Here is a 12,254-nt window from a genome sequence, read left to right on the forward strand (position 1 = left end):
GCCGGCATGGGCGACTGGCCCCAGTGTGGGCAGGCTCGGGCACGACGGTCCCGGCCGTCGCCACGGACGGGTGTGACCCCGGTCAGCGGGTACGGCCGCGGCGCTCCCGGTACCAGCGGACCAGCTCATCGGTCGACGAATCTGGCAGCGGGGCCGGCGAGGCCTCGTCGACCAGGTCGGGGGTCAGCGCCACCGACACCTTCTTGCCCAGTTCCACACCCCACTGGTCGAACGGGTTGATGCCCCAGACCATCGCCTTGACGAAGACCTGGTGCTCGTAGAGCGCGATCAGCTGTCCCAGGACCGACGGGGTGAGCCGGGGCGCCAGGATGGTGGTGCTGGGCCGGTTGCCGGGCATCACCTTGTGCGGCACCAGCTGCGGGTCCACGCCTTCGGCGGTCAGATCGTCGGCGGTCTTACCGAAGGCCAGCACCTGCGTCTGTGCGATCAGATTGCTCATCAGCAGGTCGTGCATGGAGCCGCCGTCGGCGGTGGGCAGATCGTCGGTCGGCTCGGCGAAGCCGATGAAGTCCGCCGGGATCAGCCAGGTGCCCTGGTGCAGGAGCTGATAGAAGGCGTGCTGACCGTTGGTGCCGGGCTCGCCCCACACCACCGGGGAGGTGGGGGTGGTGACGTGGCGGCCTCCGGCGGTGACCGATTTGCCGTTGGACTCCATCACCAGTTGCTGCAGATAGGCCGGGAAGCGGCGCAGGTCGTCGGAGTACGGCAGCACCGCCTGGGACTGCGCGTCCCAGAAGTTGGAGTACCAGAGGCCGATCAGGGCGAGCAGCATCGGTGCATTGCGTTCGAGCGGCGCGGTGGCGAAGTGCTCGTCGAGCCGGTGGAAGCCGTCGAGGAAGTCGGCGAAGGCCTCCCGGCCCACCGCGATCATCACCGACAGCCCGATCGCCGAGTCCACCGAGTACCGTCCACCGACCCAGTTCCAGAAGCCGAACATGTTGTCGGTGTCGATGCCGAAGGCGCTCACCTCGTCGGCGTTGGTGCTGACCGCCACGAAGTGCTTGGCCACGGCGTCGTCGTCCCCGCCGAGCCGGTCGAGCAGCCAGCTGCGCGCCGCCCGGGCGTTGGTGAGCGTCTCGAGGGTGGTGAAGGTCTTGGAGGCGACGATGAACAGCGTGGTCTCCGGATCGAGTCCGGCCAGCGTGCCCACCAGGTCGGCGGGGTCGACGTTGGAGACGAAGTGGCAGCGCAGCCGCGGGTGGCGGTAGTGCCGGAGAGCCTCGTAGACCATCGCCGGCCCCAGGTCCGAGCCGCCGATGCCGATGTTGACCACGTCGGTGATCGGCTTGCCGGTGTGCCCGGTCCACTGTCCGTCGCGGACACGGCCGGCGAACTCGCCCATCGCGCGCAGCACCGCGTGCACGTCGGCCACCACGTCCTGACCGTCCACCGTCAGCGACGCCGTCGGCGGCAGCCGCAACGCCGTGTGCAGGGCGGCCCGGTCCTCCGAGGTGTTCAGGTGGTCTCCGCGCAGCATCGCATCGCGGCGCTCCTCCACCCCGGCCTCGCGGGCCAGGCTGGCGAGCAGTTCCAGGGTCTGCGCGTCGACGAGGTTCTTGGAGTAGTCGATGTGCAGGTCGGCCGCGTCGACGACCATGGTGCGGCCGCGGTCGGGATCGGCGGCGAACAGTTCCCGCAGCTGATGGGCGAACAGATGCTGCTGATGCGCGGCGAGCGCGTGCCAGGACACCGTCGACGTGATGTCGTGCTCGTCGCTGTTCTCGTGCTGCCAATCGGCGCGGTCCATACAGCCAGCCTATTAGCGTTCGGGTACCGGTGCACCGGCTCCGGAGCGGTGGTGACCCATGCCACTGCGTCGGGTCCGGCGGCCCCGGCGCGGCTCAGACCAGCTTGGCGCTGATCGCATCCGGGAGGAGCTTCAGCGCGACGGACAGCGGCGCCCACGGCCAGGCGGGAACGGCGGCACGGCGCTTCTCCGCCTCGATGGCGGCGACCATGGCCCGCACGCCGCTGTCGGTGTCGGACATCATCGAGGTCTTCACGCCGCGGTTGATGTCGGTCTCGATGTAGCCGGGCAGGATCACACTGATCGTGATGGGGCTGCCGGCGAACTCGGCCTGCAGTCCCTGGCCGAGCGCCGAGACCCCGGCCTTGGACGCCGAGTAGGCGCACTGCGCCTTGGGCAGTCCGCGCACCGCGCTCATCGAGCTGATCAGCACCAGGTGACCGTGGTTCTGTTCACGGAAGATCTTCAGTGCGGCCTCGGCCTGGGCCAGCGCGCCGATCAGGTTGGTCTGGACGGTCTCGATGTTCGCGTGGGCCTTGCCGGTGCCGATCTTGGCGCCCTTGCCCAGACCGGCGTTGACGATCACCCGGTCCAGGCCGCCGAGTTCGCCGGCCAGGCTGTCGAAGACCACCGGCACGGCCTCGGTGTCGGTGACGTCGAGCGAGGCCACCGCGACCTGCTTGGCCTGGCCGGACAGTTCCCCGGCGAGGGTTTCGAGCCGGTCGAGCCGTCGGGCGGCCAGCGCCAGCGAGCGGCCGCGGGCCGCGAACTGCCGGGCCATGCCTTCGCCCAGACCCGAGCTGGCACCGGTGATGAGGATCTTCTCGCGTGTCATAGGTGCCGAATCTACCGTCGGCCGCCGCGGTGCGGTGATGGGTGTGAGCGCGAATCGTTGACAAGACACCGCACCGAATGCTTATCGTCTCACCACATGACCTGAATCACAGGAGCCACAGTGAAAGAGCGCCACGCCTTGTCCCGTCTCGCCTGCGGCCTCACCGCAGCGCTGACCGCGACCCTGGTCCCGCTGGGTGCCGGGCTGACCGGAACGGCGGCGGCATCCCCCTGCGGCAACGTGGGCAACAACTCCAGCTTCGGCTCCCTGGACCTGAGCTTCCTCGGTCAGCACGGCAGCCCGATGGGACCGCAGAAGGCGGCACCGGCCTTCGACAACGGCACCTCCAAGGTGATGTCCTGGGTGACCGGCCCGCGCAGCCTCAACAAGACGTACACCCGGTTCGGCATCTCCGGCACCGACCTGGGCGTGGCCTGGGACAACGGCCGCGGCCAGACCCTGCTGGCCTTCGGCGACACCTTCGGCAACTGCCGGGCCGGCGGCCAGTGGCGCAGCAACACGGTGCTGCGCTCCTCCGACCGGAACCCGGCCGACGGCCTGCGCCTGGACGGCAGCGGCTTCGCCGGCGAGAAGATCGGCGCCCTGCGCTTCCACGGCCTGGAACAGACCATCGTCCCCACCTCCGGCATCTCCATCGGCGGCAAGCAGTACATGAACGTCATGTCGGTGCGGTACTGGGGTGCTCCCGGACACTGGGACACCAACTACTCGGGGATCGCCGTCTCCGGTGACAACGGCCGCAGCTGGCGGACGGTGCCCAGCACCTTCCGGGTGAACGCCGGCGTCACCGTACCGATCGGCGAGAACCAGCCCACCGTGGTGGCCAACAACTCCCGCTTCCAGCAGAACGCGTATGTGCGCGGAGTGGGCGCCGATGCCGGCTGGATCTTCCAGTACGGCACGCCCAGCGGCCGCCAGGGCGCCACCTACCTGTCGCGCTTCCGCCCCGGCGACATCCTGAACCTCGACAAGTACGAGTACTGGACCGGCCGGGGCTGGACCCGTGACCTCAATGCCATGCCCAATGCGCCGGTGGTCCGGCCGCCGGGCTCGGAGATGTCGGTGGCCTACAGCCCGTACCTGCGCAAGTACGTCATGCTGCACACCATCCGTGGCGTGGTGCTGCGCACCGCCTCCCGTCCGCAGGGCCCGTGGAGCCGGCCGCGGTCGATCGTGCCAGCGGGCACCGCGGAGATCTACGGGCCGATGATGCTGCCGAACTCTCCGGCGCTCACCGGCGCCGGCCCGGAGCTGTACTACAACGGCAGCCGCTGGAAGGACTACAACGTGCTGCTGATGCGGACCCGGCTCAAGCCGCACTGGTGACCGCCGCCCTGCGGATCGGCCCTGTCCGGGCCCGGTCCGTCGCGGCTATTTGAGCAGGCGCGACATCCGCCGGTCGGCCAGTACGGCGCCGCCGGTCTGGCAGGTGGGACAGTACTGGAAGGACTTCTCCGCATAGACCACCTCGCGGACGGTGTCCCCGCACACCGGGCACGGCAGACCCGCCCGCCCGTGCACGGCCAGCCCGGTGCGCTTCTCGCTCTTGAGGCCCGCCGCACCCACCCCGTCGAGCCGGGCGAGGGCCGCAGTGAGCACGGTGCGCATGGCCGCGTACAGGCTCGCGGCGTCGTCGTCGGACAGGGCCGGCCCGAGCGCGAACGGACTCAGCCCGGCGGTGTGCAGGATCTCGTCGGAGTAGGCGTTGCCGATGCCGGCGAGCAGTCGCTGATCGGTGAGCAGTGTCTTCAGCCGCGAGTTGTGGCCGGCGAGGATCGCGCGGAAGCTCTCCTCGTCGACGGCGAGCGCGTCCGGGCCGAGAGCGGCGATCTGCTCGATCTGCTGTGGATCGGTCACCACCCATGCCGCCAGGCGTTTGCGGGTGCCGGCCTCGGTCACATCGAAGCCCTCCCCCGAGCCGGATCCGGCGGCCGGGATACCGCAGTGCACGCGCAGCGCCACCGGCCCCTTTCCGCCGGGCCGGGGCGGGGCGAGCGGCAGCGCGTCGCGCCACTGGATCCAGCCGGCCCGGGACAGGTGCAGCACCAGGGACAGCTCGGGCGGGGCGTCGGGCGGCGGCTCCGGCCCGGGCACGGTGGTGATCACCAGGTACTTGCCGATCCGGGTCACCGTGGTCACGGTGCGCCCGGTGAGTGCCGTGTACGGCGGCTGCGCCGTCTTGAGCACCGACAGCGAGGCCAGGTCGACACGACGGATCGGCAGGGCGGCGATCCGTCCGTCCAGGAAGTCGGCCAAGGCGGCCACCTCGGGAAGCTCCGGCACGGTTTCCAGTGTGCTCTAGTAGAGGCGTGCAGCCCAACGACTACCGGATTCCCGATGCCGATCTCGCCGCTCTGATCGCCGAAGGGGCGGGACGGATCCTGCTCGGCGTCGGCGAGGGTGAGCTGCTCGATCCGCGGCAGCTCGGGGCGCTCGGCGATGCGATGGCGCAGGCCTGGATCGGGCGGGTGCTGGCGCGTCAGCGGCCCCGCGATGCGGTGCTCTCGGAGGAGGCCGACGACGTGGGCGATCGGAGCACCGCCGAGCGGGTGTGGATCATCGACCCGCTCGACGGCACCAGCGAATTCAGCATGGGCACACCGCATTGGGCCGTGCATGTGGCGTTGACCGTGGACGGCCGGCCGGAGGTGGCGGCGGTGTCGCTGCCCGCGATGGGACAGCTGTTCCGGTCCGACGAGGTGACCCCGGTGACCGGCGAGCTGAGCGGGCGGATCGCGGTGTCCCGATACGGGCACAGCTTCCCCTCGCTCGCGGTGGCCGAGAAGCTGCAGCTGCGGCCGGCGCACATCGGTTCGGCCGGCGCCAAGGCGATGGCGGTGGTGCGCGGCGACGTCGACGCCTATGTGCACTCCGGCGGGCAGTTCGAGTGGGACAACTGCGCCCCGGTGGGGGTGGCGCTGTCCGCCGGCCTGCACTGCAGCCGGCTGGACGGTCGCGAGATCGTCTACAACAATCCGCAGCCCTACATGCCGGACTTCGTCATCTGCCGCAGCGAGATCGCCGACGACGTGCTCGACGTGCTGGCCTCGGCGTGGTGACCGCCGCCGCACGCTGACGACGGGTCAGGCCCCGTCGCCGCCCGGCTGCCGGCCGGAGGCCCGGCGCAGCAGGTAGATGTCCATGATCCAGCCGTGTTCCTCACGGCCGCGCCGTCGGGCCTGCGCGATCGACTCGGCCACCTCCCCCACCCGGCCGCTGATCAGCAGCTGGTGCTCGGTGCCGAGGAAGGCGCCCCAGTAGACGTGATCGTCGTCCGCGGCGGTCTCGGTGAACGCCAGATGCGAGTCGAGCATGACGATCTGGTTGGCGTCGGCGCCGGCCGGGGTCTGCGCGAGCCGGCGGCCGGTGGTGATGTGGACGGCCTGCCCGATTCCCTGGGCGGTGATCCCGAAGGCGGCGGTGAGCGCCGCGGCGCTGGTCACGCCGGGGATCACCGAGACGTCCAGGGACAGTCCGTCGCGGTCTCGGAGCTCGTCGACGATGCGCAGCGTGGAGTCGTACAGCGAGGGATCGCCCCACACCAGAAAGGCCGCGGACTGACCGTCCGAGAGTTCCGTGCGCAGCAGAGCCTCCAGGGCGTCGCCCCGCGCACGGTGCCAGCGGCGGACCTCGGCGCCGTAGTCGACCGGGTCGCGGTCGCGCGGCGGGTCGGGCACCCGCACCACCCGGTGGCCGTCGCGACCGTAGCGTGCCACCAGTTCCTCGCGCAGCGTGTTCAGTTCGGCGACCCGGGATCCCTTGTCCAGCAGGAGAAAGACGTCGGTTGCGCCGATCGCGTCGACGGCGTCGAGGGTCAGCTGGCCGGGGCCTCCCGGGCCGATCCCGATGACCCGCACCGTGATCGACAGGTCCGCGGGGCGATCGCTCATCGGCGGCGGACCCTGCCGAGACCGTGCTTGCGGGCGGTCAGATCCAGCACCCACTGGCGCGGGGCGATCCGGCTGAGCAGGAAGACCAGCGGGGCGTTGTTGCCGCGCGCATAGAACGGCTTGGGCTTGTCGGCGAGCGCCGCACTGACGATCTGTTCGGCCATCGCCTCGGCTGTGACGCCCTTCTCCTCGTTGCGGCGGGTGGCCGCGGCCACCGTCTCGTACTCCTCGCGGTACGGGGAGTCCTCGCCGATGTGCACCAGCCGGCGGCCCCCGATGCCGGTGGCGATGGTGCCCGGTTCCACCGAGATCACCCGCACCCCATAGGGTTCCACCTCGCGCCGCAGCGCGAAGGCGTAGGCCTTGAGCGCCGACTTGGTGGCCGAGTAGGTGGACCGGAACGCCACCGGGAAGCTCGAGAGCATGGAGCCGACCATCACCACGGTGCCGGTGCGGCGCTCGCGCATCCGCGGCAGGACCGCCTTGGTCAGGGCCAGCGGGCCGAAGACGTTGACCGCGAACATGTGCTCGATGCCCTCGTCCATCGGGGTGTCCTCGAAGGCGCCGGCGTGCGATTCGCCCGCGTTGTTGATCAGGATGTCCACGTCGCCCACCTGTTCGGCGCAGGCCTGGGCGCTGGCGTAGTCGGCGTTGTCCAGGCGCACGTACTGCACGCCGGGGATGGGCTCGGCGACGGTGTCGGGATTGCGGGTGGTGCCGTAGACGGTGTGGCCGGCGGCCGCGAACTGCCGGGCGACTTCGGCGCCGATGCCGGAGCTGGCTCCGGTGACCAGCACGGTCCGGCCGGTGGAGAGCGGATGCGTCATGGCACACAGCCTAGTGGACGCGGTGACCGCCGCCCCAGCCCTGCGGCGGCGCGCGAACTCCGACCGCCCCGTCCCCGGCGCACCGTTCGCCCCATCCCGCTGCGTCATCTCGGGTTCGCGGCCTCAGCTCAGGCAGCGAACCCGAAATGACGCAGCGAACCATGGAGGGAGCACACCGACCCGAGGTACACAGAGGGAGCACACCGACCCGAGGTACACAGAGGGAGCACACCGACCGGTGGTCGGCAGAATGACACTGTGCTCCCGGCAGGATTCGAACCTGCGACACCCGCTTTAGGAGAGCGGTGCTCTATCCCCTGAGCTACGAGAGCGTGACGGTGCTGCGGCGGGGACCGCTACCGCGTGAAAAGAGTCTACGACAGGGCGGGCCGGTCGACGGCCACCCCACCGGCGGTCAGGCGCCGAAGGCCTTGGTGAAGCGGATCAGGGAGCGGTGGATGTCGCCGTGCACGGCCTTCGCGGCGGCCTTGCCGGCCGGTCCGATCAGCGGCAGTCCGCCCAGGTCGATCAGGAAGGTCACCTCGGAGCCGTCGCCCGACGGCTTCACCGTCAGGTCGATCTTGGCCTTCACCCCGCCCTTGCCGTGGCCGGAGAACAGCACCCGCGTGGGGCGGTCGAACTTATCGATGGTCCAGTCGAAGCGCACCCGCGCGCCCTTGACGCTGACCACCGAGGTGGCCGTGGTGCCCACCGCCAGCTCGGTCGGCACCTCGCCGCGCCAGCCGTCGTGCAGTTCGAGCCAGTCGTCGAACCGGGCCAGGTCGGAGACCGCCGCGAAGGCATCCTCCGGAGACAGGGCAATCGCAATGGTGTCGCTGGTCTTCGCCATGGTCACCGAGCGTAGAACATCCGGGCGCGGCGCTCCCGGACCGCCTCGCGGTCCGGCCCGGGCGTAACGTCGGGGCCGTCATGGAAGCCGCCGGAATCAGCCCCGAACCGCTCGTCTGCCGGCGTGCCCGGGATCTGCTGCACACCGTGATCGTCGGCCACGACGGGGTCGCCGCCCTGATCACCGAGGTGGAGGCCTACAACGGGCCCGACGATCCGGCGTCGCACGCGTACACGCGCACCCCGCGGTCGACGATGATGTACGGGCCGCCGGACCGGCTGTACGTGTACCGGATCCACGGCCACCACTGCGCGAACGTGGTGACCAGCCCGGAGGGCGAGGGCGCGGCGGTACTGCTGCGGGCGGGCCGCATCGTCGCCGGTCACGCACAGGCGCGGGCGCGGCGCGGCGACGTCGCCGACCATCTGCTGGGACGCGGACCGGGGAATCTGGCGCGGGCACTGGGCATCACGATGGCCGACCTGGCCACCGAGCTGACCGATCCGCGCGGGGTGCACCTGGCGGGATCGCGTGCGGGTGGCGGGCCGCCGGCGGGTGTCGGCGTCGGTCCGCGCGTGGGGGTGCGGCTCGCCGCCGACCGGCCGTGGCGGTTCTGGGTGCCGGGCGAGCCGTCGGTGTCCGCGTACCGGAGGCACCGGGCGGCGGTGGGCGACGATAGGTAGTGCGGCGGGGCCTCGATACACGCGACTCGGCTAGCGCCTCGCCACGCACTCGGCCACCAACAGAAGGCGCGCCACACAGACTGGCCACTACAGACAGACGCGCCCCGGCCACCGGCGACGATGAACGGTGCGGCGGGGCCTCGATACACGCGACTCGGCTAGCGCCTCGCCCCGCACTCGGCCACCAACAGAAGGCGCGCGAACCGGACTCGGCCACTACAGACAGGCGCACTCGGCCACCAACAGAAGGCGCGCGACACAGACTGGCCACTACAGACAGGCGCGCCCCGGCCACCGGCGACGATGGGTAGTGCCGCGGGGCCTCGATACACGCGACTCGGCTAGCGCCTCGCCACGCACTCGGCCACCAAACGGAGGGCGTGCGACACGGACTCGGCCGCCGACAGAGGGCGGAGTGTGGCCGGTCTGGGGGTTACTGCTGGTCGTCGGGCTTCGGTTCGGCGGGCTTGTTCTCAGGAGCCTGGTTCTCGGCCTGCTTGTTCTCGGCGGGCTTGTTCTCGGCACCGATTGCCTTGCGGGCCGCCTCCTGCGCCTTGTCCACCTGACCTGCGAACTTGCCGCCGGTCGCCTTGTCGACCGCGTCGCCGCCCTTCTCGATCAGGTTCGGGTTCTTCTTGAGCGCGTCTTTGGCCTTGTTCACCAGTCCGTTGAGATCCATGCGGCGATCGTACTGCCCGATGCCGGCCGGCACACGGGCGACGGCCTTCCGGACCGGGGTCAGGTTGCCGGCATCGTCGCCCGCTCGGCGCGTTCGGCCTCCTCGCGGGCCTCGCGTTCGGCGCGCTGCGCGGCCGCCCGGCGTTCGAGCCGTGCCTTGAGGATCCGGGAGGAGACCTCCACGCACACGATGCCCACTGCGGCGCAGACCGCGCCGGTGGCCATCATCGAGCCGTTGGACGAATCCAGCTTGAACAGGTCCTGGGTGAGCGGCAGGGTGAAGATCCCGACGTAGGCCAGCGCGGCTACCGACACCAGGATCACCTTCCACCAGTTCAGCGGCCGGGCCACCACCACCAGCACCCACCAGGCGATGGCGATCATCGTCATCAGGGTGGCCGTGGCGGCCTGGGTCTGACCGTCGGAGAAGTCCACTTCCTGCCCGACCCCGCCGTAGGCGCCGCCGCCCGGATTGACCAGCAGATAGCAGACGAAGGTGGCCGTACCCACGATCAGACCGTTGGGCACCGCCTGGGTGAGCACCCGTCGCACGAACCCGGTCTTGGCCCGCTCGTTGTTGGGCGCCAGCGACAGGATGAACGCCGGCACGCCGATGGTGAACCAGGCGGAGATCGTCACGTGGATCGGCTGGAACGGGTAGCTGATCGGGCTGTGATCGGTCCAGTGCGCGATCAGCCCCGCGATCCCCACTCCCAAAGCCAGCAGAACCGCGTACACGGTCTTGGTGAGGAACAGGTTGGAGACGCGCTCGATGTTGCCGATCACCCGCCGGCCCTCGCCCACCACGTACGGCAGCGTGGCGAACTTGTTGTCCAGCAGCACGATCTGCGCCACCGACCGGGCCGCCGACGAGCCCGAGCCCATCGCCACCCCGATGTCGGCGTCCTTGAGGGCGAGCACGTCGTTGACGCCGTCACCGGTCATCGCGACGGTGTGCTCCTCCGACTGCAGCGCCCGCACCATCGCCCGCTTCTGATCCGGGCGGACCCGGCCGAAGGTGACCCCGTCCTCCACCTGATCGGCCAGCTCACCGGGCTCCTCGGAGAGTGTGCGCGCATCCACCGCGGTATCCGCGGTGCCCAGTCCCAGGGATTCGGCGACGGCCCCCACCGACCGGGCGTTGTCCCCGGAGATCACCTTGACCTCGACGTTCTGGTCGGCGAAGTAGTCGAGGGTGTCCTTGGCGTCGGGCCGCACCCGCTGCTCGAGGACGATCAGACCGGCGGGCACCAGCGTGCCGGGCACCGCGCTCTCCCCGGTCGGCTCGGTGTCGACGGGAACGTCGGTGGAACCGATCAGCAGCACGCGCAGACCCGTCGACCCCAGATCCGAGGCCAGGCTCGCGGTCTCCGACTCCGGATCCAGCAGCACGTCCGGCGCACCGACCAGCCAGTTGCCGTGTGCGGCGCCGTCGGCGCCCGCGAACGAGACACCGCTGAACTTGTTGGCCGAGGCGAACGGCAGCACCGCGCTGGTGTGCCAGTCCGGGGCGCTCGGATAGGCCTCGGCGATCGCCTGGATGGAGGCGTTGGGATGCTTGTCGGAGGCGGCGACGGCCGCGAGCACCTCCTCGAGCGTCTCCCGGCTGAGCGACTCGTCGACCACCTTCAGCTCGGACAGGCGCATGCCGTTCTCGGTGAGGGTGCCGGTCTTGTCGGTGCACACCACGTCCACCCGGGCCAGCCCCTCGATGGCGGGCAGCTCGTTGACCAGGCACTGGCGCTGACCGAGCCGGATCACGCCGACCGCGAAGGCGATCGAGGTCATCAGCACCAGACCCTCGGGCACCATCGGCACCAGCGCCGCCACCATGCCGAGCAGGGCGTCGTCGAGATCCTGCCGGCTGATCACCAGCTGGTTGTAGATGGTCAGGGCGCCCGCCGGGATCAGGATGACGGTGATCACGGCGAGGATCTTGTTGATGCCGCTGCGCAGCTCGGAGGAGACCAGGGTGAACTGGGAGGCTTCGGCCGCGATCTTGGCGGCGTACGCGTCGGCGCCGACCTTGGTGGCCCGGTACGCCCCGGAACCGGACACCACGAAGCTGCCGGACATGATCTCGTCGCCGGGCGACTTGTCCACCGCGTCGGCCTCGCCGGTGAGCAGCGACTCGTCCACGTCGAGCGCTTCGGCCTCCACCGTCTCGCCGTCGACGACGATCTGCTCGCCCGGGGCGAGTTCGATGATGTCGCCGAGCACCACCTGATCCGGCGGGATCAGCCTGCTCTCGCCGTCGCGGCGCACCGTCGGCATGGCCTGGCCGACGATCGAGAGCCGGTCGAGGGTCCTCTTGGCTCGGATCTCCTGGATCATGCCGATACCGCTGTTGGCCACGATCAGCAGACCGAACAGGCCGTTGATCAGCGAGCCGGTGTAGGCGACGATCGCGAACAGCACACCGAGGATGCCGTTGATCGGGGTGAAGATGTTGGCCCAGACGATCTGCCCCACGCTGCGGCCGGTCTTGCCGGGCTGGGTGTTGACGTCCCCGGCCGCGACCCGGTCGGCCACTTCCTGCGAGGTGAGCCCGGCATTGCGGGCACTGACGGGGGTGCTCATGCGCTGGAGGTGCTCTTTCCTGGTGACGGTGCTCGGAGAACGGTCTCTGGCGTTCGAATCTACCGCAGCACCTAAGCTGGAACCCGACAGCTCGAACCCGACGAAACCCGCCACCCCCGAGG

General features: G+C 70.3%; 11 protein-coding genes and 1 tRNA gene. 3 read left to right on the forward strand and 9 right to left on the reverse strand.

Features of this window, described 5'->3' with window-relative positions; genetic code table 11:
- Positions 1 to 82 precede the first annotated feature (82 nt).
- The gene (gene pgi / locus ACJMNC_RS08200; RefSeq protein WP_408947455.1) at positions 83 to 1,768 is read right to left on the reverse strand and encodes a glucose-6-phosphate isomerase; all 1,686 of its coding nucleotides are present in this window, start codon (positions 1,766 to 1,768) and stop codon (positions 83 to 85) included.
- Positions 1,769 to 1,862: 94 nt separating this feature from the next.
- Positions 1,863 to 2,603: an SDR family oxidoreductase gene (locus ACJMNC_RS08205; RefSeq protein ID WP_408947456.1), complete on the reverse strand. Its 741-nt coding sequence runs from the start codon at positions 2,601 to 2,603 to the stop codon at positions 1,863 to 1,865.
- A 120-nt stretch (positions 2,604 to 2,723) separates the two neighbouring features.
- Here ACJMNC_RS08205 and ACJMNC_RS08210 point away from each other — a divergent pair, with 120 nt between their 5' ends.
- On the forward strand, positions 2,724 to 3,950 hold the full coding sequence (locus ACJMNC_RS08210; RefSeq protein WP_408947457.1) for a DUF4185 domain-containing protein: 1,227 nt from the start codon (positions 2,724 to 2,726) through the stop codon (positions 3,948 to 3,950).
- A 45-nt stretch (positions 3,951 to 3,995) separates the two neighbouring features.
- Here ACJMNC_RS08210 and ACJMNC_RS08215 read toward each other — a convergent pair whose 3' ends face one another.
- On the reverse strand, positions 3,996 to 4,907 hold the full coding sequence (locus tag ACJMNC_RS08215) for a DNA-formamidopyrimidine glycosylase family protein (protein ID WP_408947458.1): 912 nt from the start codon (positions 4,905 to 4,907) through the stop codon (positions 3,996 to 3,998).
- 26 nt (positions 4,908 to 4,933) lie between these two features.
- On the opposite strand from ACJMNC_RS08215, the gene ACJMNC_RS08220 reads away from it, so the two are divergent.
- Positions 4,934 to 5,683, forward strand: coding sequence for a 3'(2'),5'-bisphosphate nucleotidase CysQ (locus ACJMNC_RS08220; protein WP_408947459.1), 750 nt, complete (start codon positions 4,934 to 4,936; stop codon positions 5,681 to 5,683).
- A gap of 24 nt (positions 5,684 to 5,707) precedes the next feature.
- Here ACJMNC_RS08220 and cobF read toward each other — a convergent pair whose 3' ends face one another.
- The 4 genes from cobF to ACJMNC_RS08240 form a co-directional block, all read right to left on the reverse strand.
- Positions 5,708 to 6,493 carry a precorrin-6A synthase (deacetylating) gene (gene cobF / locus ACJMNC_RS08225; RefSeq protein ID WP_408947592.1) on the reverse strand — a complete coding sequence of 262 codons (786 nt, stop codon included), beginning with the start codon at positions 6,491 to 6,493 and terminating at the stop codon, positions 5,708 to 5,710.
- Positions 6,494 to 6,510: 17 nt separating this feature from the next.
- Positions 6,511 to 7,341: an SDR family oxidoreductase gene (locus ACJMNC_RS08230; RefSeq protein WP_408947460.1), complete on the reverse strand. Its 831-nt coding sequence runs from the start codon at positions 7,339 to 7,341 to the stop codon at positions 6,511 to 6,513.
- A gap of 259 nt (positions 7,342 to 7,600) precedes the next feature.
- Positions 7,601 to 7,673: transfer RNA gene (locus ACJMNC_RS08235), tRNA-Arg, on the reverse strand.
- Between the two features lie 83 nt (positions 7,674 to 7,756).
- Positions 7,757 to 8,191, reverse strand: coding sequence for an SRPBCC family protein (locus ACJMNC_RS08240; RefSeq protein WP_408947461.1), 435 nt, complete (start codon positions 8,189 to 8,191; stop codon positions 7,757 to 7,759).
- Between the two features lie 80 nt (positions 8,192 to 8,271).
- Here ACJMNC_RS08240 and ACJMNC_RS08245 point away from each other — a divergent pair, with 80 nt between their 5' ends.
- A complete protein-coding gene (locus ACJMNC_RS08245; protein WP_408947462.1) occupies positions 8,272 to 8,874 on the forward strand; it encodes a DNA-3-methyladenine glycosylase in 603 nt (200 codons plus the stop codon).
- Between the two features lie 433 nt (positions 8,875 to 9,307).
- Here ACJMNC_RS08245 and ACJMNC_RS08250 read toward each other — a convergent pair whose 3' ends face one another.
- Together ACJMNC_RS08250 and ACJMNC_RS08255 are read right to left on the reverse strand one after the other, a co-directional pair.
- Positions 9,308 to 9,553, reverse strand: coding sequence for an antitoxin (locus tag ACJMNC_RS08250; protein WP_408947463.1), 246 nt, complete (start codon positions 9,551 to 9,553; stop codon positions 9,308 to 9,310).
- A 59-nt stretch (positions 9,554 to 9,612) separates the two neighbouring features.
- Positions 9,613 to 12,132: an HAD-IC family P-type ATPase gene (locus ACJMNC_RS08255; RefSeq protein ID WP_408947464.1), complete on the reverse strand. Its 2,520-nt coding sequence runs from the start codon at positions 12,130 to 12,132 to the stop codon at positions 9,613 to 9,615.
- Between the last annotated feature and the right edge of the window lie 122 nt (positions 12,133 to 12,254).

The sequence above is a fragment of the Gordonia sp. VNK21 genome (genome assembly GCF_046098115.1).
Lineage (GTDB): Bacteria > Actinomycetota > Actinomycetes > Mycobacteriales > Mycobacteriaceae > Gordonia.

Bases quoted from the DNA above. Each gene is read 5' to 3' on its own strand.
- pgi (WP_408947455.1), bottom strand. From the start codon at position 1,768: ATGGACCGCGCCGATTGGCAGCACGAGAACAGCGACGAGCACGACATC.
- ACJMNC_RS08205 (WP_408947456.1), bottom strand. From the start codon at position 2,603: ATGACACGCGAGAAGATCCTCATCACCGGTGCCAGCTCGGGTCTGGGC.
- ACJMNC_RS08230 (WP_408947460.1), bottom strand. From the start codon at position 7,341: ATGACGCATCCGCTCTCCACCGGCCGGACCGTGCTGGTCACCGGAGCC.
- ACJMNC_RS08240 (WP_408947461.1), bottom strand. From the start codon at position 8,191: ATGGCGAAGACCAGCGACACCATTGCGATTGCCCTGTCTCCGGAGGAT.
- ACJMNC_RS08245 (WP_408947462.1), top strand. From the start codon at position 8,272: ATGGAAGCCGCCGGAATCAGCCCCGAACCGCTCGTCTGCCGGCGTGCC.
- ACJMNC_RS08250 (WP_408947463.1), bottom strand. From the start codon at position 9,553: ATGGATCTCAACGGACTGGTGAACAAGGCCAAAGACGCGCTCAAGAAG.
- ACJMNC_RS08255 (WP_408947464.1), bottom strand. From the start codon at position 12,132: ATGAGCACCCCCGTCAGTGCCCGCAATGCCGGGCTCACCTCGCAGGAA.